This is a genomic window from Aquimarina sp. AU58 (genome assembly GCF_900312745.1).
Classification (GTDB): domain Bacteria; phylum Bacteroidota; class Bacteroidia; order Flavobacteriales; family Flavobacteriaceae; genus Aquimarina; species Aquimarina spinulae.
The window spans coordinates 13,040-35,343 of sequence record NZ_OMPD01000009.1; the positions used below are offsets into that span (position 1 = coordinate 13,040).

27 protein-coding genes are annotated in these 22,304 nt (G+C 33.2%); 2 read left to right on the top strand and 25 right to left on the bottom strand.

All coding sequences use genetic code 11. From position 1 onward, the window contains the following. Positions 1-3: 3 nt before the first annotated feature. Positions 4-186 carry a hypothetical protein gene (locus DK441_RS06705; protein WP_109098034.1) on the top strand — a complete coding sequence of 61 codons (183 nt, stop codon included), beginning with the start codon at positions 4-6 and terminating at the stop codon, positions 184-186. 63 nt (positions 187-249) lie between these two features. Here the strand turns inward: DK441_RS06705 and DK441_RS06710 are convergent, their stop codons facing one another. The 5 genes from DK441_RS06710 to DK441_RS06730 all read right to left on the bottom strand — a co-directional run bounded on the left by DK441_RS06710 (position 250) and on the right by DK441_RS06730 (position 6,952). Further along, positions 250-1,497: an FAD-binding oxidoreductase gene (locus DK441_RS06710; RefSeq protein WP_109098035.1), complete on the bottom strand. Its 1,248-nt coding sequence runs from the start codon at positions 1,495-1,497 to the stop codon at positions 250-252. An 81-nt stretch (positions 1,498-1,578) separates the two neighbouring features. Beyond that, positions 1,579-2,589, bottom strand: coding sequence for a 4-hydroxyproline epimerase (locus DK441_RS06715; RefSeq protein WP_109098036.1), 1,011 nt, complete (start codon positions 2,587-2,589; stop codon positions 1,579-1,581). Beyond that, entirely contained in the window at positions 2,582-4,312 is a 1,731-nt protein-coding gene (locus DK441_RS06720) for a DUF885 family protein (protein WP_109098037.1), read from the bottom strand. Before DK441_RS06720 ends, DK441_RS06715 begins: the two co-directional genes overlap by 8 nt. A gap of 39 nt (positions 4,313-4,351) precedes the next feature. Continuing rightward, positions 4,352-5,935 carry an aldehyde dehydrogenase (NADP(+)) gene (locus DK441_RS06725; protein WP_109098038.1) on the bottom strand — a complete coding sequence of 528 codons (1,584 nt, stop codon included), beginning with the start codon at positions 5,933-5,935 and terminating at the stop codon, positions 4,352-4,354. Between the two features lie 90 nt (positions 5,936-6,025). Continuing rightward, entirely contained in the window at positions 6,026-6,952 is a 927-nt protein-coding gene (locus tag DK441_RS06730; protein ID WP_109098039.1) for a dihydrodipicolinate synthase family protein, read from the bottom strand. A 135-nt stretch (positions 6,953-7,087) separates the two neighbouring features. On the opposite strand from DK441_RS06730, the gene DK441_RS06735 reads away from it, so the two are divergent. Next, on the top strand, positions 7,088-7,948 hold the full coding sequence (locus DK441_RS06735; RefSeq protein WP_109098040.1) for an AraC family transcriptional regulator: 861 nt from the start codon (positions 7,088-7,090) through the stop codon (positions 7,946-7,948). A gap of 12 nt (positions 7,949-7,960) precedes the next feature. Here the strand turns inward: DK441_RS06735 and DK441_RS06740 are convergent, their stop codons facing one another. The 20 genes from DK441_RS06740 to ruvC all read right to left on the bottom strand — a co-directional run bounded on the left by DK441_RS06740 (position 7,961) and on the right by ruvC (position 22,265). Then, positions 7,961-9,193 carry a phytanoyl-CoA dioxygenase family protein gene (locus tag DK441_RS06740; protein ID WP_109098041.1) on the bottom strand — a complete coding sequence of 411 codons (1,233 nt, stop codon included), beginning with the start codon at positions 9,191-9,193 and terminating at the stop codon, positions 7,961-7,963. A 212-nt stretch (positions 9,194-9,405) separates the two neighbouring features. Beyond that, the gene (locus DK441_RS06745) at positions 9,406-9,894 is read right to left on the bottom strand and encodes a GNAT family N-acetyltransferase (protein WP_109098042.1); all 489 of its coding nucleotides are present in this window, start codon (positions 9,892-9,894) and stop codon (positions 9,406-9,408) included. An 8-nt stretch (positions 9,895-9,902) separates the two neighbouring features. Further along, on the bottom strand, positions 9,903-10,391 hold the full coding sequence (locus DK441_RS06750) for a hypothetical protein (protein ID WP_109098043.1): 489 nt from the start codon (positions 10,389-10,391) through the stop codon (positions 9,903-9,905). A gap of 276 nt (positions 10,392-10,667) precedes the next feature. Next, positions 10,668-11,171, bottom strand: coding sequence for a GNAT family N-acetyltransferase (locus tag DK441_RS06755; RefSeq protein ID WP_109098044.1), 504 nt, complete (start codon positions 11,169-11,171; stop codon positions 10,668-10,670). A 1-nt stretch (position 11,172) separates the two neighbouring features. Next, on the bottom strand, positions 11,173-11,604 hold the full coding sequence (locus DK441_RS06760; protein WP_109098045.1) for a MarR family winged helix-turn-helix transcriptional regulator: 432 nt from the start codon (positions 11,602-11,604) through the stop codon (positions 11,173-11,175). 85 nt (positions 11,605-11,689) lie between these two features. Then, on the bottom strand, positions 11,690-12,055 hold the full coding sequence (locus tag DK441_RS06765) for a cupin domain-containing protein (RefSeq protein ID WP_109098046.1): 366 nt from the start codon (positions 12,053-12,055) through the stop codon (positions 11,690-11,692). A gap of 79 nt (positions 12,056-12,134) precedes the next feature. Next, the gene (locus tag DK441_RS06770; RefSeq protein WP_109098047.1) at positions 12,135-12,548 is read right to left on the bottom strand and encodes an OsmC family protein; all 414 of its coding nucleotides are present in this window, start codon (positions 12,546-12,548) and stop codon (positions 12,135-12,137) included. Between the two features lie 12 nt (positions 12,549-12,560). Then, positions 12,561-13,166 (bottom strand): TetR/AcrR family transcriptional regulator, encoded by a 606-nt coding sequence (locus DK441_RS06775; protein WP_109098048.1) that lies wholly within the window; start codon positions 13,164-13,166, stop codon positions 12,561-12,563. A gap of 198 nt (positions 13,167-13,364) precedes the next feature. Next, positions 13,365-13,805: a carboxymuconolactone decarboxylase family protein gene (locus DK441_RS06780; protein WP_109098049.1), complete on the bottom strand. Its 441-nt coding sequence runs from the start codon at positions 13,803-13,805 to the stop codon at positions 13,365-13,367. Positions 13,806-13,868: 63 nt separating this feature from the next. Then, positions 13,869-14,444 (bottom strand): Crp/Fnr family transcriptional regulator, encoded by a 576-nt coding sequence (locus DK441_RS06785; protein WP_109098050.1) that lies wholly within the window; start codon positions 14,442-14,444, stop codon positions 13,869-13,871. Positions 14,445-14,507: 63 nt separating this feature from the next. Then, the gene (locus DK441_RS06790; RefSeq protein WP_109098051.1) at positions 14,508-15,449 is read right to left on the bottom strand and encodes a threonine/serine dehydratase; all 942 of its coding nucleotides are present in this window, start codon (positions 15,447-15,449) and stop codon (positions 14,508-14,510) included. Positions 15,450-15,583: 134 nt separating this feature from the next. Beyond that, the gene (locus DK441_RS06795) at positions 15,584-17,353 is read right to left on the bottom strand and encodes a DNA mismatch repair protein MutS (protein WP_109098052.1); all 1,770 of its coding nucleotides are present in this window, start codon (positions 17,351-17,353) and stop codon (positions 15,584-15,586) included. 112 nt (positions 17,354-17,465) lie between these two features. Further along, on the bottom strand, positions 17,466-17,822 hold the full coding sequence (locus DK441_RS06800; protein ID WP_109098053.1) for an MmcQ/YjbR family DNA-binding protein: 357 nt from the start codon (positions 17,820-17,822) through the stop codon (positions 17,466-17,468). A gap of 9 nt (positions 17,823-17,831) precedes the next feature. Further along, positions 17,832-18,236 carry a GNAT family N-acetyltransferase gene (locus DK441_RS06805; RefSeq protein WP_109098054.1) on the bottom strand — a complete coding sequence of 135 codons (405 nt, stop codon included), beginning with the start codon at positions 18,234-18,236 and terminating at the stop codon, positions 17,832-17,834. A 6-nt stretch (positions 18,237-18,242) separates the two neighbouring features. Continuing rightward, positions 18,243-18,860, bottom strand: a complete 618-nt coding sequence (locus tag DK441_RS06810) for a DUF4230 domain-containing protein (protein WP_109098055.1) — start codon at positions 18,858-18,860, stop codon at positions 18,243-18,245. Positions 18,861-18,908: 48 nt separating this feature from the next. Then, positions 18,909-19,283, bottom strand: coding sequence for a hypothetical protein (locus tag DK441_RS06815; RefSeq protein WP_109098056.1), 375 nt, complete (start codon positions 19,281-19,283; stop codon positions 18,909-18,911). A gap of 84 nt (positions 19,284-19,367) precedes the next feature. Next, on the bottom strand, positions 19,368-19,730 hold the full coding sequence (locus DK441_RS06820; RefSeq protein ID WP_109098057.1) for a DUF4260 domain-containing protein: 363 nt from the start codon (positions 19,728-19,730) through the stop codon (positions 19,368-19,370). Positions 19,731-19,732: 2 nt separating this feature from the next. Further along, positions 19,733-20,479, bottom strand: coding sequence for a cyclase family protein (locus DK441_RS06825; RefSeq protein ID WP_109098058.1), 747 nt, complete (start codon positions 20,477-20,479; stop codon positions 19,733-19,735). A gap of 30 nt (positions 20,480-20,509) precedes the next feature. Further along, positions 20,510-21,646: a radical SAM family heme chaperone HemW gene (gene hemW / locus DK441_RS06830; protein ID WP_109098059.1), complete on the bottom strand. Its 1,137-nt coding sequence runs from the start codon at positions 21,644-21,646 to the stop codon at positions 20,510-20,512. Positions 21,647-21,707: 61 nt separating this feature from the next. Continuing rightward, positions 21,708-22,265 (bottom strand): crossover junction endodeoxyribonuclease RuvC, encoded by a 558-nt coding sequence (gene ruvC, locus DK441_RS06835; protein WP_109098060.1) that lies wholly within the window; start codon positions 22,263-22,265, stop codon positions 21,708-21,710. Positions 22,266-22,304: the final 39 nt, after the last annotated feature.

Below are 22,304 nucleotides of genomic sequence, written 5' to 3' on the forward strand. Positions count from 1 at the left end.
ATCATGAAAACGAATAAGAAAGTAAAACTAGAATTTAAAAAAATTAATGTAACCAAACTTACCGATTCTAATATCGCCAGAATAAAGGGAGGAAATAAGGATGATCTTATTAGAGTTGACGGTACAGATGGTGGTAGCCTGATATCTCGTATTATAAATGGCGTGAATCATTCATGCAATAGATAATAAGATCTAAAAATATTACTTATAGAAAATAAAAACCTTCTTTGAATATAGAACTTTCTTTGATTAAAACTTACGATCGGGATGATAAGCTTCTAGATTCAAAGAAGGTTTTTTATCAGAAATAATTTCTGAAACCAATTTTCCCGTAGAGGTTCCCATGGTCCAGCCCATCATAGCATGCCCTGTAGCAATAGTAAGATTATTGCAAGTGTTAGATTTACCAATATAGGGTAGTCCATCTGGAGAAACAGGCCTAAGACCAGATGTAGCTGCCTCTTTTTCTGCATTAGAAAGTTTTATATCGGGATAGTATCGTTGCGTGGCGTTTGCGATAGTTTCTACTCTCACCTTATTAATCTTATGGTTAATACCCGCTATTTCCATAGTACCGGCAAATCTGGTAAATCCCTGCATTGGGGTTACTGCAATTTTAGCTTCAGTTAGTATAGCCGGCATAGTTATTCCTAAATCTCTTTCAGTATTAATACGGTACCCTTTTCCGGCTTCTAATAACAGTTTGATTCCTAGTTTTTTGCTTAGCAAATTCGACCATGATCCTGCCGCTAGTACAAATTCATCTGCTGTGTAGGATGTATTCTTAGTATGTATCGAAGTAATTTTATTGTTCTGCGTACTAATATCTTCTACTTTTTCATTTTTGTGAATTGTTACCCCAGAAGCTTCAAGAAAAGCTTTCATTTCATCCATAAAGGTTTGTGGGGTGGTATGCCAATCACATTCATACAATACAGCTCCTTTTGCTTGCAATTGTACATTGGGTTCCATTTGTTTTAATTCGTCAAATGAAAGCTCTTTTACGGGCAATCCTTCTTTGGTTGCCATCTTGCCAACATGAATTTCTTCTTCGAGCATTTTTTCGGTTTGACAGATCATTAAAAGCCCTTTTTTTTCTAACTGAAACGTAAAATTTTCATCAGATCTGATTTCAGAATACAAATCTCGACCTAATACTGCAATATCTTTAATGGCAGCAATACCTTGATTTACATTTTTTACCGAGCAAGATTTGTTAAATGCCCATGTCCAACGTAAGAAATCTGAATTGAGACGGGGCTTTATAAATAATGGGCTAGTGGGGTTAAACATCCATTTTAGTCCTTTTTTCATTACACCAGGTGCTGCAAGAGGGATGATATGGCTTGGCGAAAGATAGCCTGCATTAACGTAAGAAGCACCAGAATCCATTGCAGATTGATCAATTACAGTAACATGATGCCCTTCTTTATGTAAATAATATGCAGAACATAATCCTATGATTCCGCCTCCTATGATAATAACTTCTTTGCTCATAATTGTAATACACTTAGACAAGCTTAGTGTGGTATTCTGTTGTGTTTACTTAGTATTTTATTACGTCTTATTTAGTTTTGTCTAAATAACCTGAAAACCATGTGCATAAGGATCATCTTCATCATCAATAACGATAGTATTGTATCCATAAACTTTTGCCCAGCCCTGAATACTTGGGATAATGGCTTTTATGTCACCTAATTGTGTTTCTTCTTCGATTCTACCAATGAATGTACTTCCGATAAAACTTTCATGAACAAATTCTTCTCCTTGTTGTAGTTTTCCTTTGGCATATAACTGTGCTATTCTTGCAGAGGTTCCTGTTCCGCAGGGAGAACGATCAATGGCTTTGTCTCCATAAAAAACAGCATTTCTACCCGACGAATCAGGATTGATAGGATCTCCTGTCCAAAGCATATGACTTACATCTCTAATCGTATCATTTTCTGGGTGAATAAATGCATTAGGATATTTTTTGTTAATACGTTCTCGTACTACTTGAGAATACTGAATTAACTTACTTGCTGTAAAATCATGAACCCCGCTAAAGTTTTTTTGAGGATCTACAATAGCATAAAAATTTCCACCATAAGCAACATCAAAAACCAATTCTCCTAGTTCTGGACATTCTATAGTTAAATTTTCTGCTGCTAGATATGATTTTACATTTTTGAGTTTTACCCAATCTACTTTTTTATTGGTTTGCTGATATTCTATTTCTACCAAACCTGCCGGAGCTTCCATTCTAATTTTTCCAGGAGTTTTGGGTTGTATCAATCCTTCTTCTATTGCTATGGTGATGGTTCCAATAGTGCCATGACCACACATAGGAAGACACCCAGAGGTTTCTATAAATAGAATAGAAAAATCATTATCGGGATGGTGGGGTTCGAATAAAAAACTACCACTCATCATATCGTGTCCTCGAGGCTCATACATTAGCCCTTTTCTTATCCAATCATAAGTGGTGAGAAAATGTTGCCGTTTTTCACTCATCGTTTTTCCAATTAGATCAGGTCTACCTGTTGTAACTACTCTTACTGGGTTTCCACAGGTATGAGCATCGATACATTTAAAAGTGGTTCTAGCCATTTTTTGTTTTTTCGATATAAGTATTAATTCTATTTTCTAAAATTGAAAGCGTAACTGTACCTTGCTCAAGAACGACTTCATGAAATTCGCGGATATCAAATTTATTTCCCAATGCAGTTTCAGCTTTTTTACGCAATTCTCTAATTTTTAATTCACCAATTTTATAAGACAAAGCCTGGCCTGGCCATGAAATATATCGATCGGTTTCTGTATGTATTTCATGTAATGATAATGCTGTATTCGAAGACATAAAATCGATGACTTGTTCTCGTGTCCATCCTTTTGCATGGATTCCTGTATCTACTACCAAGCGACATGCTCGCCACATTTCATAGGTTAGTTTCCCAAATTGCTCATAAGGAGTAGTATACATTCCCATTTCTTCTGCCAGAAACTCAGCATATAATCCCCAGCCTTCTCCATATGCAGATAGATATAGATCTTTTCTAAATTGTGGTATGCTATCTCCTAATTCATTGTTTAAACTACCTTGCAAATGATGCCCGGGTACAGCTTCATGTACGGTAAGCGACGGTAGTGTATATAGTGTTCTGCTTGGTAAATCATAAGTGTTTACCCAATAATATCCTGGATCGGTACTATTGGCTTCTGTTCCTACATATCGACCACTGGTGTATTTTGGAGCAATAGCATCTGGTACAGGGGCTACCCCATATGGTTTTCTGGGTAATGTTTTAAAAAAACGAGGTAGTTGTTCATCTGCTCGCTTGGCCATATCTCGGGCAATCATAAGCAACTCATCTGGTGTTTTTGCATAGAATTGCTCATCGGTACGAAGAAATTTAAAAAAGTCTGAAAAGCTACCCTGAAAATTAAGCTCTTTTATGATGATCTCCATTTGCGCTTTTATTCTGGCAACTTCTTTTAATCCGATATTATGAATCTCATCTGCAGTATATGTAGTGCTTGTAGTATAAAAGTTAATCCTGTTTTGATAATAAGCTTCGCCATTTGGAGTTTGAGATACACCAATGGCTGTTCTTGTCTTAGGTAAATATTCGGTTTCAAAGAATGTCTTTATTCTTTTAAATTGAGGGATAACCTTATTTTTAATTACTTCTTTGGCCGCATTATGTATTGAATCCTTTTGAACCTTTGTTAGTATTTCTGGCAAGCTTTTAAAAGGAGAATAAAAATAACTGTTTTTAACACTATCAACGATATGGTCATTATATGTTGATTCATATCCTTTAAAAATAACTCTTGGTTGAGAGACTCCTTTTTCAAGACCTTCTCTTAGATTTATAAAATGCTGATCAACAAATTCGGGGATTGCATTAAGTTTGTTTAGGTAATTTTTAGCTTGTTTATAATTGGCCAATGGTCTAACCATATAATTGAGATTGCTATGAAATCCAGAATCAGATAATAAGGGATTGAGATAGGCTTCAAACTCATAAAAATCAACAGTTCTTTGTAAAGTGAATTTTAATAACTCAAGAGATATTTTATCGGTTTCTTTAAGTAATGTAGCATCAATACCATTTAGTTCTTCTATCTTTTTTTGAGCAAAATCAGCTTCTTTTTTGAAATACTCTTTGGTAAAAAGACCTAGAGGATATGCCTCTTCATCATACCCTTCTCTTTCTTCAATTTCTGTAATAATTTGATGTAATGAAGCCGATGGGTTTTTCTGTTTTTGTTCCTTACAGCTAAAACAGAAAAACAATATTAGAATTGCTATGATTTTAAAAAATTTCATGCTAAACGAGTATTATTTTTTTAATATTAATTCTAAAAATTAGATTTTAGAATCTGTATGCTTACCATTTACTAACCTGGAAATCCCTAGAGGGTTTTCATTCTTAAGTTCGTTAGGTAATAAATTATTAGGCCAGCTTTGATAGCTAAATGGACGCACCCATCGTTTAATAGAATGAATACCAACTGCTGTAAACCTACTATCTGTTGATGCAGGATATGGACCACCATGTAACATAGATGGGCATACTTCTACGCCTGTAGGAACACCATTAAATATGATTCTTCCTACCCTGTTTTGTAATGCATCAATTACTGTATTGTATTGTAGTGCTTCTTCGCTTTCTGCAATAATGGTTCCTGTGAGTTGCCCTTCTAAGGTGTTAATTATGGTTTCTAATTGTTCGATATCCTGGCATTGCACAACCATAGAGAATGGCCCAAATACTTCTTGATGTAAGGTTGTGTTTTCTAAAAATGTTTTTCCTTCTACTGTGGTAACTGTTTGTCTTGCATAATTTACGGCAACATCACTATCAAGCTCTGCGGTGACAGATAGTCCACTTTGTTGTAATGCATTTGCTTTGTTTCTTTCAAAATTTCCAATAATGTTGGGATGCAACATACAGGAAGGTTCAATTTTTATAATTTCTTCAGAAAGTGTTGTTATAAAATTAGTTAAGGCTTCTCCTTTAATACCAATAAGCAAACCAGGATTTGTACAAAACTGGCCAGCTCCTAACGTTATTGATTTTGCGTAGGTTTTAGCTAAATCGACTCCTTTTGTAATTGTTGCTTCGGGTAATAAGACTACAGGATTTATACTTCCCATTTCTGCAAATACCGGAATTGGCTCTGGTCGTTTTGAAGCTAAATCAAATAAAGCTCTACCTCCTCTAATACTTCCTGTAAAACCAACAGCTTTTACTGCAGGATGTTCTACTAATTGAACACCTACTTCGATTCCTGAGCTATTGAGGTTAGAAAATACTCCATTTGGCATTCCTGTTTTTGTGGCAGCTTTGATAATTGCGGCAGATACTAATTCTCCCGTTCCTGCATGCATAGGATGTGATTTTACAATAACAGGACATCCTGCGGCAAATGCAGCGGCAGTATCACCTCCGGCTGTAGAGTAGGCTAGAGGAAAATTACTTGCTCCAAAAACAACAACGGGTCCTAAAGGGACCAGCATTTTACGAATATCTTGTTTAGGAATAGGACTGCGATCTAAATCAGCAGTGTCTATAGAAGCTTCTACCCATGAGCCCTCGGCTACCAGATCAGCAAAGGTTCTTAATTGTCCTATAGTTCTACCTCGTTCACCTTTTGCTCTTCCTTCTGGCAAACCAGTTTCCGATCTATATGTTTCTATTAGAAGATCATCTAAAGCCAGAATCTCATCGGCAATTGCATTTAAAAATTCAGCTTTTTTAGCGCCAGAAACCTTTCTGAAAATTTCAAAAGCTTCTGAAGCTAATGATACGGCTTTTTCGATTTCTTCTTCTGAAGCTTCAAAAAATGTATGTTCATTTTCAATATTCAACTTAGGGTTAAAAGTCGTGTAGGTTTTACTTCCTATAGCCGAAAGTTGATTTCCTATATAATTTTTGCCTGTTATCATAGTTTCAAAATGATTTAATGTGAAAATAGATCAATTTCTAATGAAAGAATGATGCTGTCTTTATTATTTTTTGATACATCACTTTAAAGACTAATCTATTAATTCAATGTTTTTGTATTTGGGTAATTGTGGTCTTGTTTTTAGGCCGGTTTCAATAATTTCTAATACTTTTTTACGTTCATCTCCAACGAGTGGTAGCCTGGGTGGGCGCACATACTCTGTGCCGATTCCGGTAGCTACTTCTGCCAGTTTTATATTTTGTACTAATTTAGGGTTTATGTCTAACTCCAGCAAAGGTAAAAACCAACGATAGATTGCTATAGCTTCTTTAATCCGACCAGCTTTCTGAAGCTCATAAATAGCTACAGTTTCTTCTGGGAAAGCATCTACTAGTCCTGCAACCCAACCATCGGCACCCATCAATAAACTTTCGAGAGCTAATGTATCTACTCCACTTAGGATTTTTAATCTATCACCAAAGCGATTTTTAATTCGTGTTATATTAGAAATATCTCTTGTAGATTCTTTTACGGCCTGTATATTATCTAATACTAATAGCTCTTCAAACATATCCAAAGAAACTTCTATCTTATAGTCAACAGGATTATTATAAATCATTATAGGTAGATCTGTACTTTTGGCCACTTCTTTAAAATACACTACAGTTTCTCGATCTCCTGCTTTATATCGCATTGGTGGGAGCATCATCAAACCACTAGCTCCATCTTCTTTTGCTTTTTTAGCAGCTTTAATCGCTCCTTTTGTAGTTTGTTCTGCAATATTAATGATTACAGGAACTTTGTTTTTAACGATATCAACAGTGGTTCTAACCAAAATTCTTTTTTCATCATCACTTAATGTACTTGCCTCGCCTAAGGTCCCGCCCAATATAATTCCGTGAACTCCGGCTTTAAGTTGTGCATTGATATTAATTTCAAACATTTCTAAGTCTAGTGTATCGTCTTTTGTGAATTTTGTAGTCACTGCAGGCATTACACCTTTCCAATCTATAGCCATATTTAAATTTTTTCAAAGATATTATGAAAGCGATGAAAGATACATTGAGAAATTATCTATATCTGATACTATATTACCTTTTATTGTTAATATATGCATAATTATGATTAATATTGATTCATAGATGAATTAGAAATGAAAGCATTACCTTTTAAAATACCAAAGTCCTCGACAGACACCCTAATTGTTCAGGAAGATAAGGAAGTTGTCTTTTATGATAAATTTCATCAGCATGAGGAGATACAGATATCGATCATAATATCGGGAGAAGGGAGTTTAATTGTTGGAGATACGATTACCGATTATAAAGCTAATGATATTTTGATTTTTGGGAGTAATGTTCCTCATGTATTAAAAAGTGCCTCTTCTCCTGTAAAGTCATATATGATTTCTCTTTTTTTTACCAAAGAATCCTTTGGGAATCTATTTTTTAAACTTCCTGAGTTTAATGATTTGTCGGGATTTTTTAGAAGCTCGGTATATGGGATTAGGGTGTTTTCTAAAAAAGAGAAGTTAAAAAAACAGTTTTTGAAAATTGTTGAGAAAAAAGAAAAATTAGATCGTTTTACCATTTTTTTGAAGATCTTAAAAATACTGAAAACATCAAAGACCAAAACCATATCATCGTTCATTTCAAAAAGAGCATATACCGATAATGAAGGAAAAAGAATGGCTAAAGTTTTTCAGGTGGTGATGAATGAGTTTAATAGAGATTTTTCACTGAAAGAAGTTGCTGATCTGGCAAATATGACACCTAATGCTTTTTGTCGGTATTTTAAACAACGAACCAATAAAACCTTCTTTCAGTTTTTGATCGAGGTACGAATTGAGAATGCATGTAGGTTAATATCGAGAGAATTGGATATCACTATTTCTGAAGTTTCTTATCGGAGTGGTTTTAAAAATCTCTCTAATTTTAATAGAAAATTTAAGGAAATAAAAGGAATGACTCCTTCTGATTATAAAAAAAGATTACATGAGCCGAGTTTTGGTTAATTTTGACTTCTTTCAGGACGAGGGATATTCTGCTATAATATTATTAGTTTTTGAATGTTTAGGGTTACCACATACAGGGATAGAAGGTTCTTTATGTACATTATACGGAATACCACCACTTTTGGTTGGTAATACAGAAGTAGATTCATGTTTAAATATATGAACATCTGATCGAGTATATCTTCCTGCCAAAGCAAGACGTACACGATCATTAGAAGTATTTGCATACGACGCATGAGTATTTAAAGAAGTAAAAATAATTGCCTCACCTGCTTTCATTTCCAGGTCTCTAATAATAACATTCTCAAAAAGAGATGGCACTTTTTTTTTAATTTTTTCGAATACTAGTTGTGCTTTCTTGAAATTACCTGTAGTATACCAAATAGTTTTTAAGGTTTTGATAATTTCTGAGTAGGGCAGTGACATTAGATAACCAGATAAATCATCTTGGATATTCGTTACAATTCTTTCGAAACGCCCATCCCGAAATGAGCCTTCTATCATACGTAGGCATCCTGTCTCTTTATTGGTATCCCGTAGAGCAATCCATACAGATAGTTGCGCAATTGCAGGGTGTGTAGGATGAGTGGGTTCTAATTTTGGCTTTTCATCAGATTCTCGAAATGTACCCGTTTGATGCCAAAATGTACCTTCCTGGTCTGGCTTTTTTTCAAAAAACTGGGATCTCCAACATAATAAATCATCACCCAAAATACTTTGAAGAGGTTGTGATAATTTAGGATGTATTAATACATCCCAAAGCCTTTTGTATTTTGATCCCTGAAAAAACCCCAGATAATTAATAGAGTAATCACCAGATGCTTTTAACGAACTCAAAATATCTTTACCAAATAGAGTAGTTTTATGAAAGTGTTTTCTAAATAGGTCATCACTTTCATTTGCAAGATTTTCGGCTTCTATAGTGTCTAATACACGAAATGGCCCATGAATACCACTACTTATAAATTTGTCTATTTCTGGTTGTGTAAGGTAATGTTGTCCAAATTCTTCTTTTCTTTTACTCCCTAATATGTCAAATTCACCTAAATCCTCATCAATATTAGCGAGTAAATTAAAGTTTTTACCAAATATGAATCTGATAGGTTTAATGATAAATTTAAATACGGTAATTAAAATAGCAGCAGCATGTACTTTTAGTTTCTGTAGCAAATTTAATTTTGTTCTTGCCCAGTAATCATTTAGGCTTTCATAGCCATCCATCATAAAATTATCTTTGGTATTCACTTGCTTTATTAATTCGTTAGAGCTATTATTAATCTAATAATCTAGACATAATGGAGAAAAAAGATAGCGTCTAATCTACTAAATTTTGTTTGTTTTATTCGTTTAAAAACTTCAACATATTTAAAAATCCCCCTTAAGTTCTCAATATATAAATAGAAGAGATGATCTATTTTGCATATTTCAGGAGCCATTTAGGTAATTCATGAATTATTTTATACTTTTTTTTCGAGGATGATCATATGTTTACATTGAATTCCGTTTTCAAAAATTGGTTCATCATAATTATTGATAAAAAAATCTTTTTCAATACTACAAATCTCGAACCCCTCTTTTTGGTATAAAGCTAGTTGTTTAATACTTGAATTACCGGTACCAATAACAATTTTTTCATACATAGATCTTGATGCTATTTCATGTATATGCCTCAATAATTGTTTGCCATATCCCTGATTCTGGAAAGATTCACTAACTACTATATTTTTTATTTCTATAGTAGTTGATGTTAATTCTTTTAACACAATACTTCCAACAAGTTTAGAGTTTAATTTTGCAATATAACATTGCCCAGTCTTTACATATTCTTCTATTTGATTTCTTGATGGATCAGCCAACTCAAGTAATTCGAAAGGAATTTTATGAGTATTGTCTACCTGTTCCAGAGTCAATTTTTTTTCTTCACTTCCTGGTTTCTTTAGATTCATCTTTGAGGCTAAAAAATAACAGGTATTTCAAAATGTATTGATTCTCCTGCTTCGTCACCGTCTCCTTCTCCCGGATTGTTATGAACGATTAGTTTACCAGTTTCTATATTTTTTGAATCAAAGGTTAAGGTGGCCGAAAACATTACAGGGCCACTTTTCATCCAATCCCCATCTGCACTTAATATTCCTTTTGCTAATTCATTTCCTTTGTCATCAATTAACTGGATCCATCCAAGTTCTCCTTCACTGGCAAACCAAACACCTTCAGAATTCACTTTTATTTCGATGGGGGAGTTTATTTGATCATTTGGCTTAATGTTTAATGTAGGATATTTAGTTGGTTTAGGTTCTTCTTCTGTTAGTGTAGTATTTTCTTTATCTTCTTGCTGAGGTACGGGACTTTTACTTTCCTGAGCATTCGAATTGTTTTTACAAGAATTCAGTGAAACATGAACGATACAGATGAGTAGGATATAGATTATGTTTAATTTTTTCATATCACTTTTTGTTGATAACGACGTTTTGGCTATAAAGGAGATACTATTTTTCAATCATAGCCATGATTTATACTACTGTTTTGGTAACGATATTATTTCTACCAGTATTTCTTAGCTATACAATTTTATGAAAATTTAATTGAAATATTGACGTGAGGGATGTATAAAATTTCTGAAAAGGGAGATATAAATTATCGTCAAAAAGAGAAGAATACATCATGATGATTCATTATGTATTTCTTTATCTTCTTCAATAGTTTTTATTAAAACTTACATCTAGTTTTTAGGTATAGTCGACAAGTCATAGCGATTTTCTATCAGAGGTTTTTCAAAAGCGATTGATTTTTTTGACTCTGTTAATTTAAATCCATGCTTTTTATATAACGAAGCCGCAGCAGATAATTCATCGGTAGTCCATAAATAGGCCGATTGATACCCTTTTTTATGAAAGAAATCCATAAAAAGAGACATTAATTTTTTCCCCAGTCCTAATCCTCTATATGCTGGTTCGAGATAGAAATATCGAAGTTGAGCAGTTTTATTCTCTCTATGCATTAATAGAACAAAACCTACAATTTTGTCATCATGCTCACATATCCAGACTCGGTCCATTTCGGGATTATAATTCATATAAAATTCGTGCATTCCTTCTCCAACATAGGTTTCGAATGCTACGCCATAATTATATTCTTCTCCATATATTTTACCATGACGATGAATGATATACCCCAGGTCACCGGGTTTGATGGTCGTTCTGATAGAAATGTCATTAAGCTGCATTTTAATTTCTTTTTTTAGTTAGTAAAATTTCTATTTTTTCATACAATAGAATTAATTCTTCCTGCTCTTTTGGGTTAAGATGTTGGATGATCTCAGAAATAGCATTTGATGAGCGTTGATTAAGGGTTAAAAATATTTTTTTACCATTTTCTGTGAGATTTAAGTATGATATCCTATAATCGTCTTGCGATTTTATTTTATTGATGATGTTTAGTTTAACCATTTTTTTTATCAAGCGACTTAAGTAGCCCTCGTCAACTTCAATAATCTCTTTTATTTGTCGAGCTGTAATTTGAGGATTATGATAAATCTCGTACATAACACGAACCTCAGAAAGTGAATATTGACTTTCTAATATGTGATTATTAATTACCCCTATAACTCTGGTATAAAAGCGATTAAATCTTCGAATTTTGTTGACTATGTTTTTCATAATACAAATTTAATAAATACTTGCCTTAAGCAAGTATTTATTAAAAATATTTTATACTATTAATTTTGAATTTAGAATAGATTTTTCATGATTCTAATTGTTGTTCTTTAATATTTTTAGTGATTTCGGAGTTTACTTTTCCTGTATGTGCTGTCGTTTTGTTTTCTATTAGCATAATTTTACATTCCTCTGTTGAAGATACTCTATGATTAATACCTCGTTTTACAATAAACAAATCTCCTTGATTCATGACAAAAGGGTCTTGCCCTTCTACTTCAAAAAGAAGGCTTCCTTCGATAATGTAGAAGAGTTCGTCTTCATGTTCATGGTTATGCCAGGGTACTTTATCACCTTTTATTTTTGCTAGCTTAACATAAGTATCATTAACTTCTCCAATTATTTTTGGAGAGAAGTAGTCTGTAATGTCTTTAAATTTTTCTATAAGTTTCATATTCTCTTCATTTTAAATTATGTGATTAATTGTTATTGCATATAAACATTGTGCTGGGATGAATAATTTTTTTCATCTTTTATTTTTGATGTACTTTAAGCCCCATTCCTTCTTTAATGGTATTAATTGATATACAACCCATTTCTGCAATTCTGAGTAGCTTTTTAAAAACTACTGGATCACTGCATTTTTTATAAGATACATCAAGGCGTATATCTGTAAAACGCTTGGGTAAGTCTTCACTTTTAGTTGCGATAACATCAACCTGAAATCCTTCAATTTCGAAACTTCTGGATTGTGCTGCAGCAAAAAATGTACTACAAAAACAGCCACCAATACCTGTCAATAAGTATTGACCTCCCATTAACCCATTACCGCCACCACTTTGACTTATAGGTCGATCTACAATAACTTTTATGGTGTCATTGTTTAATTGCATTGCTGTATTTGATATTTGTTCTAGTGTTATTCGAATTGCTTCCATTTCATTCATCTAATTAAAAAATTATGCTAACTGCTCTATATAACTTTTTACAGCTATAAGATATTCGTCTAATATTTTATCATTATTATATACTTTTCTAATACCTCTTACCCCTTCAAAAGCACTTATCAGAAAAATGGCTGTTGCCGATGTGTCAACATTTTTTCTAATTTCACCCTTAATTTTGCCTTGCTCTAATAGATCGACCATGATCTTCTGCCAATGATCAATTATATCTCTAAGCATTTCCCTGAATGAATTTTCTGAATACCCAATTTCGTTAATCAAGTTATTAGCAGGGCAACCTAAATCTTTTTCCAAGTCAGAATACCCCTCGATACGTTTGATAAAAACATCACATAACAATGGTATTACAGGTGCGCTATCCGGATTTTTGAGAGGTGCAACCATTCTTTCATAGACTCTTTTCCTTACGGTAAGATCAATTACTTTTTCTCCAATATTTTTCTTGCTATTAAAATGATGATAAAAAGCACCTTTAGAAAGCCCTGTGCCCTTTATGATTTCAGGAATACTGGTCTTGTTATAACCATGCTTGTAGAATAGTTCAAAAGCGCTATTAATGATCAAATTCTGAGTTTCTTTGGATTTGATTTTTTGGTTCATATGACAAATATACAAAAAACATTCTTATCGGTATGTTTTTAAAACTCATATTACTTAGTTGATGTTGAGAATGGCTATTACTCTCTATGTTACTTGTATATTCTATGTAAGTCACAAAAGAGATAACGATTTGATTATAAAGTCAAATCGTTATCTCTTTTATGAAGTATTATGAACATTATGTGTACTAAAGACGAGTTATTGATCGATAGGTTTATGAGTACTTATTGCAATTCTGTTCCATGCATTTATATTTATTATCGCCATTATTATTTGGGATACATACTTTTCATCAAAATTTTCAATAGCTTTTTGATATGTTTTGGTTGTTAATCCGTTATTATGGATCATTGTTACTTCTTCGGTAATTTGCAGAATAACCTTTTCTTCTTCTGTAAATATATCGGTTTCCTGCCAGGCATCAAGTAAAAAAATACGTTGTTGGGCCTCACCATTTTCAAGGGCATCCTTGGTGTGCATGTTTATGCAAAAAGCACAGCCGTTTAGTTGCGATACTCTTATGTTTATAAGTTCTTTATGAATATCACTTAACTGGCTTTGTCTTACATAATTTCCAAGGGTATACATGGCTTTATATGCTAAAGGCTCGCTTACATCAATTTGAATTCTTTTTTCCATTGTTTTAGTATTTGAATTTGATGTAAAGGTATTTGCTGTCGTCAAGAAAAAACTTAAACTGGTTTAAGAACGTTTTTTATTTCTGATTTCGCTTACATATTCTGGTGTAAGTCCTAAAAAAGAAGCAATTAAATACTGCGGAACTCTTTGGGCAAATTCGGGAAAATGTTCTGTGAAATGAAAATAGATTTCTTCTTTAGAAAGATCAAGTAAATACTTCGTTTTGATCAGAGATGCTCCGTATGAAATTTGATAAATTACTCTAAAATACTTTTCGAGTTTTGGAAATTCGTATAATAAATCTTCTTGCTTTTTGTAAGAGATAGTAAGGATTTTTGTGTTTTCGACTGCCTGAATATAAAAGCCTGTTATATTTTGGTTATGATAGGCCAAAAAGTCTGTCATCCACCAATTCTCAATGGCAAATTGAATAGTTCGTTCTGTTCCTTTATCATTGATATAAAACATCTGAAGGCACCCATTTACTACAAAATGATTGAAATTACATGTATCTCCTGCCTTAACAATAATTTCTTTTTTGTTTACGCTACGCAAATCAAAGAAAGTTAGTATTCTTTGAAAATCTTTTTCGTCAATTTTGACAAACTTGTTAATATGTTCAAAAAATTGCGTAGCCATTTTATTTTCAATACTAAGTTTGCTAACTACTTCATTAAAAATGGTAGATTTTTTTCTTATTGGTTAAAGACTAAAAGGTAATTGATTTAGATCAACATTTCCTCCTGAAATAATAATACCTATTTTCTTATTTTTGAAACTATTTTTCTCTTTTAGCATAGCTGCCAACGCTACAGCAGAAGATGGTTCTGAAACAATTTTTAAGCGTTCCCAAATTAGTCTCATGGCCTCTACAATTTCTTCTTCTGTAACTCGTGTTATCTTTTTTACATATTGCTGGATTATAGGAAAATTTTTATTTCCTAATTGTACTCTAAGCCCATCTGCAATAGTATTTGTAGTCAAATTAGACTCGATAACTCCGCTTTGTAAAGATCGATATGCATCATCAACTTCAAAAGGTTCTCCTCCAATTACAGTACAATCATTTCCAAAATGAAGAGCAGATAAAGCTGTCCCTGCAATTAAGCCTCCGCCACCAACTGGTGTAAATATGTAATCTAAATCAGGTTGTTTTTCTAACAGTTCTTTACAAGCTGTTCCTTGTCCCAGGATAACGTTATTATCATTATAGGGATGCACAAAAGTAGCTCCTTCTTTTTGTGAGATTTCTTTGGCTGTATTTTCTCTTGCTACTAGTGTAGGTTCGCATTCGATGATATTTCCTTGATAACCTTTAACCGCATCTTTTTTAACTTGAGGGGCATTAGAGGGCATTACGATAAATGCTTTGATGCCCAATTTTAGAGCTGCAAGAGAAAGTGCTTGTGCAAAATTCCCTGAAGAATGCGTAACAACACCTTTTTGTTTCTGTTCCTCGGTAAGTTGCATAATTGCATTTGTAGCCCCTCTCATTTTAAACGCTCCTGTTTTTTGAAAGTTTTCACATTTAAAATAAAGAGTTGCTCCTGCTATTTCATCAATTAATTGAGAGCTAAACACAGGTGTTTTATGAATATATGGCTCAATTCTTTGATGGGTTTGAATCAGGTCTTCTTTTTGCATGAATTTAGTATTGAATCTAGTTGAGAATTAGAGAATTTTGCATCAAATACTTATTTTGATGGTTTTACTCTTCAAATCTAAGATTATATTTTATCTATAACTATCGAATTGATAGTTGTTTTTCGATTTCAGGATCACACAATCCCCATTTTCTTTAATAAGAATGAAGCATTCATATTCTGACAAACTCCATCTTTAAATTTATAGTCAAAGAATAACTCGTCATTTACAATTTGAGCATCAAAAAAGCGGTTTTCTACTTGACGTAATTCTGATGCAATCTCACAAAGACTTAGATCATGTGTTGCTATAATACCTGTTGCTTTTGCCTTAACCAGTTTTTCTACAAATTTACGTGATCCTGCAGCTTTGTCTTTACTATTGGTACCTTTTAGAATTTCATCGAGGATGATAAAGTATTCATCTTTTTCCAGGGCATTTACAATTTTTTTAAGCTGTGTTAATTCTGAAAAGAAATAAGAGGCGTCATCACTTAATGAGTCTGATGTTCTCATGCTACTAATCAATTTAATAGGGCGATATTCGCATGATTTTGCACAAATAGGCAATCCTATGTTTGACATCACAATTTGTAAAGCAACGGTACGCAAAAAAGTACTTTTCCCAGCCATATTGGCTCCAGTGATGATTAAAAACTGCTCTTTGTCTATAGTAATGTCATTATCTATTCTTTTATGAGCATTAAGCATTGGATGCCCTAATTCTTTGGCTTGGAGTATACTATTGTTTGATGTTATCTTAGGGTATACATAGTCAGGGTGATTAAAGGCAAAATTACCCAGGGAGTTATACGCATCAAAAAAGGCAATAACCTCGAACCATTGTGCTACTTTAGTATGATTTTTGGCAATCCATTGTTCGATACGATAACTCTGTAGGATATCCCATAATAGTAATCCGTTGGCAAGAACTCCAAACATCATATTATTACGTTGATCAAAGGCATTAAGAATACTGGCAAACTGTTTTAGGGTTTGCGAAGCTTTTTCTTTGTCGCTAATTACCAATTGCTGCTTTTCTTGTAATAGAGTGGCTTCAAAATTCGCATTTTCAATTTTATCGACTAGTTTATAATACTGCTCAAAGGTATCTTTTACTTTATTGGCGTTACTATATAATTTGTTGATTTTTTTAAGCTGTGTCCCGGTTATTCCTAAGCCAATAAAAAACCAAATCAAAAACATAGTAAAAGTAATCATATCCAGAAATAATAGTGTTAATAGTATCAACGAGATACCAGATACTATTGCAGGAAGTATGCGCATTATCTTAGGGACAAAAGCGGTGTAGCTTTGCAACCATTTTTGTATTAACGAAACCGAAACACTTACATTAACCAGTGATGCAATGGCACTAAATTCTTGTCGCCATTCGGGAAGTTTTGAGGCATTTTTTATTGCTTCTTGTTTTTTCTCGATATGCTCAATAGCATTAGCGCTAAGGATAGTTGCTAATTTGTTTTTTCCGGCCAAAGTAGTTGTGCGATTGGCGTATTGAAAAAAAGATTGTTCGCCAAAAAGGTCGATATCATGACTGTAAGGATGTGTAGCATCGATATACTCTTTTCCTGGAGTGAGGTTTGTTACATCACCTTCAAAAACATCAAGTTCTAGTGTATTGATATCGATTAGTTTTTGTAGTTTGTTTTTGGAATAAGAAAGATCAGTATGTCGATTTACTAAAAATATAAAAGCTGTAATTCCTATAATAATACTACCAATGATAATCTGGGTATTGGGATATCCAAAGTATATCCCAGCTACTATTGCCAAAAAAACAAACAGACGAATAGTGCTAGAGATGGTGAGTTGTTTTTTTATTTTTTTTAGTGATACAGTATGAAGAGAAATTTGCTCTTTATAAAATTGTTGTGGGTTGTTCATTTTGTACTTATCAAATGAGAATGTTGATACCTCTCTGTAAAAAGGGTCGGGGGTATAAAACTCCCTTATTATCCCTAGAGATGATTATCAATGATTCTACTATTTTTTACTATTAAAGATTTTCTAATTCTTGTTTTACCTTTTTGGTCAAACCACTTACTACTAGGTCATAAGAGTGATTGATCAATTCGAGTATCATATTAGTAGGTAAACTACCAGAAAAGTTAACAGTATTCCAATGTTTTTTACTCATATGGTATCCTGGAGTTATTTCTGGGTGATATTCGCGAAGTTCGATAGCACGATCAGGATCACATTTTAAGTTTACACTAAAAGGCATTCGATTTAATCCTGTTAAAGCAAACATTTTACCCATTACTTTAAAAACCAAGGTGCTTTCATCAAAAGGGAATTCTTCTGTAACTCCTTTTTTTGATAAACAATAGTTTCTAAATGCTTCGATGTTCATTTTTAAAGTTTATATATTTAATTTCCCCATCACCCACGAAGGGTTGTCTATACTATCAAATCCAAACTGCTGATACAATTTATGAGCATCTTTTGTAAGTAACATCCATCTTCGAATAGCTTGTAGTTCGGGGTGATCCATAACTACTTGCATTAATTGCTTAGCATATCCATTTCCTCGTTGTTGTTCTATAATAAATACATCCATTAAGTATGCATATACTACATAATCGGTTAACACCCTTGTAAAGCCGATTTGTTTTTGATCGAGATATATTCCAAAGCACATCGAATGTTCGATAGTGGTTTTTACTTGTTCTTTAGTTCTTCCTGTTGCCCAATACGAGCGAGTTAAAAACTTATGGATAAAGTCGATATCTAATTTTTCTTTATCGGTAGAAATAACTATACTCATTGTTCTTTATTCTAACTGTTTTGCGTCTTGATTATTGTTTTCGATTTTTAAAGCAGAATAATCCAATGTCCATCCAATAGATTCTGCAAGAGTTTCCATAAGTGAAATAGCTGTCAGGGCTTCTTTTTTTGCAGATTCCATGAGTCCACTCTGAGGGATTTTATCTTTTATAAATTGCTTAGCTTCTTTGTTAAGATCTGTAAGATCACCAGAGGTAAAAGGATTTAGCCAACCTTCTTTTTTATCATAGTACTTAAAATCTGTTTCTATAGTTAAGAGTTTTGGCTGCGGAAAATGAGTAAGGATAATTCGTTTATTTTTGGTATCACTCTCTAGTGCTATTTGGGATAAATCAAATCCTACATATGCTTTGGCTTCAATAATGATTAATGCTTTTTTGGTTCCTGATAGTAATTTGAAAAACTTTTCTTTTACGCTTTCATAATGGTAGATTTCAGCAAAATCACCTTCAACAGTAACTAACTTGCAAACGCTTTTGATTTTTTCTTTAAGTACAACAGATTGTGTTTGTACAGATGATTTATTTTTTGCGGCACTAAATCTTGCAAAAATAAAATAGGCTAGAATAGCGCCTCCCAAAAGTCCAATAAACAATAACTCCATGGCGTAAAGATATGAAGAATATCGTTTAAGAAAATAAAGGTGTTTATATTAATTAACCATTAGAGAAAACCCTTCTTTAATCAAACGATCAACATGATTTTTGTCTACTTTTATAGTAATTGTAGGGCCAGAACAAACCTCGCAGGCTTCGCACATTGCGATATCTTTTGGAGTAATATTTTCGAAATCTTTAAGCTCGATGTTTAAGTCTTTTAGGTAGTTGTACACTTTATTTTCTAATGTATTTCCTTCTGCATGTAACCACGGTTCTTTGCATTGCTTAGTCGTTATTTTAAGCTTTGCCAAATCGGTATTAGAATCTGTTTTTTTGTTATCATCACCAGAACAGGAGAATGAAAAAGTAGTACATAAAAAAAGAACACTAAAAAATTTCAGTAAGGAAGAAAATGGTATTGTTTTCATGATTTTTGAACTTTGATCTATTACCTAGATGAAATGTTATCAAAAAAGTTGTCTGTAGAGATTGTTATATTTTAGTTAAAAATTTTAATCTAGTCTCTTTTTACCTATTTCGCCCAGATGTGTGAATTTAAACCCTTTTTCATATTTTAGACCATATCCCAGAACCCTATCGAAAGCAGCGTGCGAAAAAAGAATGATTCCAGAAAGTTGTATTAATTCGTTCGAGAAATATATTCCTATAACATATATCGAAATTGCTATCCCTTTATGATGAAATATATTATAAGTGAATGCTCCAATTTTATTATTTATAATGTATCCTAACATTCCAATGTCGGGTATAAGGAATAAAGCTAAAAATAACCACCATGAGTAGGGTAATAAACCAAATAAATATACTCCTAATCCGAGCATTGCAATTTCTTCAAGTTGTAGAGTTGTTTTCATTTTCACAACATTTTATACAAGATAGGTTTACTTGGTGAGGCATCATTTACAAAAGATGCTATCTGAAGATTAAGAAGATATTGCCCATCTGGGATTTTGGGATCTACATAAATCATTTCTGTGATGGTGGCATGATGTCGGGTTGCTTTGGGATAGTCCCAGAAGGCCTTGTGGGCTAATAATTTTCCATCATCTTTTTCTTTATCTACCGACGGCAAATCAATGAGAAGATGTTCTATATTCAACTTTCTAATATAGGTAGCAGCTTCTTGTGTAAGATACGGCCAGTTGGTATTAGAGTAGTGTTTATCGCATTTATTCTTTGTATTTGGAAGCGTTCTTATAATAAGCGCTTCGGGGTGTACAGAAGTTATCGCATTTTCAATATGACCTTTGGTAATTATATGATCTTCTTCTTGCTTTTCTGGTAAGATAGAAATGACTTCGGCGATAAAAAAGTAGTGTTTTAATGCATCGTTGACATTATAGAATTCGGGAGTGATATGGCCAACACACTCGGTATGAGTACCATGACCATGAGGGTTGAAATAAATATTATTAAAGTTGGTTGAAGCGCCTTCAGATACTTTTCCGATCCATTCTCCATCTCTTACAGGTTCAATTTTTGGGGCATCGATATACCAGGCATTTACATTTTCTTGCGATGCTCTTAAAGGAATGGATATATCTAACGGTTTTGAAAGATCAATTTTATAAGACTGATTATTGTGTTCTATTGTTGTAATCATATGTTCTTCCAACTATTTTTAGGGAGAAAATCACTCTAAATTTAGTAAGAAAAGATCACTTGCAATACCATCGCTTAAAAACTTTCCTTTTTTGGTTACAAATAATGTATCGCCATCTAAACATAAAAGATGAGTATCAATATGTTTTTGAGCTTGTTTAAGGAGGTACTCTTTGTGTTTTTTTCCGAAATCCTTTTCTGTTTTTTGTAAGGATACACCCCAAATGGTACGTAATCCTGTCATTATATATTCATTGTAGGCATCGGTAATAGTTAAGTCTTCAATCTCTCTGGGGAGTAGATTTTGCTGTAACGCTTTGATGTATTTTACATTATTATTAATGTTCCAACTTCGTTGTTTTCTGTTATAGGAATGTGCAGAGGGTCCAATACCCAAATAGCGTTTCCCTTGCCAGTATGCCGTATTGTTTTTACTGAAGTATTCGGGCTTACCAAAATTGGATAATTCATAATGCACAAAACCTTCTTTTTCTAAAGACGCTACGAGGATTTCAAAATGTTTTTGTGCCATATTATCATCGACCGAAGGGATTTCTCCTTTTTCGATCAATTTTGGTAATGCGGTGTTAGGCTCTACTGTTAAGGCATAGCAAGAGATATGCGGCACTTTAAAACCTAATGCTAATTGGATATTTTGTTTCCATTGATCTATTGACATATTTGGGATGCCATAAATCAAATCTATCGAGATGTTATCAAAGTAGCGAGTTGCCATAGAAAGGCATTTTTTAGCTTCTTTGGCATTATGAGCACGATTCATCATTTTAAGATCTTTTTCAAAGAAAGACTGGATACCTATGCTCAAGCGATTTACATTACTTTTGGCTAATAATTCTATTTTCTCTTCGGTAAGATCATCGGGATTGGCTTCGATGGTGATTTCTGCATGATCAGCAACTTGATAGTATTTATAAATCACATTTATAATATGCTGCAATTCATCTATAGATAGTACAGTTGGTGTACCACCACCAAAGTATATGGTTTTGATTGTTTCGTTGGTGTCAATTTCTGGTTTTCGTAGTTTAATTTCATTACATAGAGCAGTGATCATTTCATCTCTTTTCTTCATCGAAGTCGAAAAATGAAAATCACAATAGTGACAAGCTTGCTTACAGAAAGGAATATGGATATAAATACCGCTGATATTGTTAGATTTTAGAATTAAGATGTATAGATTTTAAATCATCAAAAATCATAATTTATAATTATTTTTTCACCCTTTTTTCGTTCTGTTTTACAAAAGCCGCCCAACCTGTATAGCTTTTGCCTACGATGTTGGCTCGGCCCATATTATAAAAATGACATACTGCCGCAGCCAGACCATCGGTAGAATCCAGGTTTTTGGGTAAGGTTTTGAGTTGTAAGAGGCTCTGTAACATTTTTGCCACCTGTTCTTTAGTAGCATTACCATTACCGGTAATTGCCATCTTGATTTTTTTTGGAGAATACTCGGTAATTGGTACTTCGCGACTCAGACCTGCCGCCATGGCTACTCCCTGGGCTCTCCCTAGTTTAAGCATTGATTGTACGTTTTTGCCAAAAAAGGGAGCTTCTATTGCGATTTCATCGGGGTGATAGGTGTCAATAAGTTCTATAGTACGTTCAAAAATAAGTTTTAGTTTTATATAATGATCGTCATACTTACTAAGTTGAAGTTCATTTAATTGTAGAAAAGACATTTTTTTATTTTGAACTTTAATAAGTCCAAACCCCATAATTGTGGTTCCGGGATCAATACCTAGTATAATTTTTTCGCTACTCAAAAGAAGGGATCGTTTTATATTACAAAGCTAAGCAATTCG

Excerpts from the sequence above, each read along its gene's own strand:
- DK441_RS06710 (WP_109098035.1), bottom strand. The coding sequence starts at position 1,497 with ATGAGCAAAGAAGTTATTATCATAGGAGGCGGAATCATAGGATTATGT.
- DK441_RS06790 (WP_109098051.1), bottom strand. The coding sequence starts at position 15,449 with ATGCAAAAAGAAGACCTGATTCAAACCCATCAAAGAATTGAGCCATAT.
- DK441_RS06795 (WP_109098052.1), bottom strand. The coding sequence starts at position 17,353 with ATGAACAACCCACAACAATTTTATAAAGAGCAAATTTCTCTTCATACT.
- DK441_RS06770 (WP_109098047.1), bottom strand. The coding sequence starts at position 12,548 with ATGAATGAAATGGAAGCAATTCGAATAACACTAGAACAAATATCAAAT.
- DK441_RS06725 (WP_109098038.1), bottom strand. The coding sequence starts at position 5,935 with ATGATAACAGGCAAAAATTATATAGGAAATCAACTTTCGGCTATAGGA.
- DK441_RS06745 (WP_109098042.1), bottom strand. The coding sequence starts at position 9,894 with ATGAATCTAAAGAAACCAGGAAGTGAAGAAAAAAAATTGACTCTGGAA.
- DK441_RS06715 (WP_109098036.1), bottom strand. The coding sequence starts at position 2,589 with ATGGCTAGAACCACTTTTAAATGTATCGATGCTCATACCTGTGGAAAC.
- DK441_RS06825 (WP_109098058.1), bottom strand. The coding sequence starts at position 20,479 with ATGATTACAACAATAGAACACAATAATCAGTCTTATAAAATTGATCTT.
- DK441_RS06815 (WP_109098056.1), bottom strand. The coding sequence starts at position 19,283 with ATGAAAACAATACCATTTTCTTCCTTACTGAAATTTTTTAGTGTTCTT.
- DK441_RS06810 (WP_109098055.1), bottom strand. The coding sequence starts at position 18,860 with ATGGAGTTATTGTTTATTGGACTTTTGGGAGGCGCTATTCTAGCCTAT.
- DK441_RS06750 (WP_109098043.1), bottom strand. The coding sequence starts at position 10,391 with ATGAAAAAATTAAACATAATCTATATCCTACTCATCTGTATCGTTCAT.
- DK441_RS06705 (WP_109098034.1), top strand. The coding sequence starts at position 4 with ATGAAAACGAATAAGAAAGTAAAACTAGAATTTAAAAAAATTAATGTA.
- DK441_RS06760 (WP_109098045.1), bottom strand. The coding sequence starts at position 11,604 with ATGAAAAACATAGTCAACAAAATTCGAAGATTTAATCGCTTTTATACC.
- DK441_RS06730 (WP_109098039.1), bottom strand. The coding sequence starts at position 6,952 with ATGGCTATAGATTGGAAAGGTGTAATGCCTGCAGTGACTACAAAATTC.
- DK441_RS06800 (WP_109098053.1), bottom strand. The coding sequence starts at position 17,822 with ATGAACATCGAAGCATTTAGAAACTATTGTTTATCAAAAAAAGGAGTT.
- DK441_RS06765 (WP_109098046.1), bottom strand. The coding sequence starts at position 12,055 with ATGAAACTTATAGAAAAATTTAAAGACATTACAGACTACTTCTCTCCA.
- DK441_RS06775 (WP_109098048.1), bottom strand. The coding sequence starts at position 13,166 with ATGAACCAAAAAATCAAATCCAAAGAAACTCAGAATTTGATCATTAAT.
- DK441_RS06820 (WP_109098057.1), bottom strand. The coding sequence starts at position 19,730 with ATGAAAACAACTCTACAACTTGAAGAAATTGCAATGCTCGGATTAGGA.
- DK441_RS06735 (WP_109098040.1), top strand. The coding sequence starts at position 7,088 with ATGAAAGCATTACCTTTTAAAATACCAAAGTCCTCGACAGACACCCTA.
- DK441_RS06805 (WP_109098054.1), bottom strand. The coding sequence starts at position 18,236 with ATGAGTATAGTTATTTCTACCGATAAAGAAAAATTAGATATCGACTTT.
- DK441_RS06780 (WP_109098049.1), bottom strand. The coding sequence starts at position 13,805 with ATGGAAAAAAGAATTCAAATTGATGTAAGCGAGCCTTTAGCATATAAA.
- DK441_RS06755 (WP_109098044.1), bottom strand. The coding sequence starts at position 11,171 with ATGCAGCTTAATGACATTTCTATCAGAACGACCATCAAACCCGGTGAC.
- DK441_RS06785 (WP_109098050.1), bottom strand. The coding sequence starts at position 14,444 with ATGGCTACGCAATTTTTTGAACATATTAACAAGTTTGTCAAAATTGAC.
- DK441_RS06720 (WP_109098037.1), bottom strand. The coding sequence starts at position 4,312 with ATGAAATTTTTTAAAATCATAGCAATTCTAATATTGTTTTTCTGTTTT.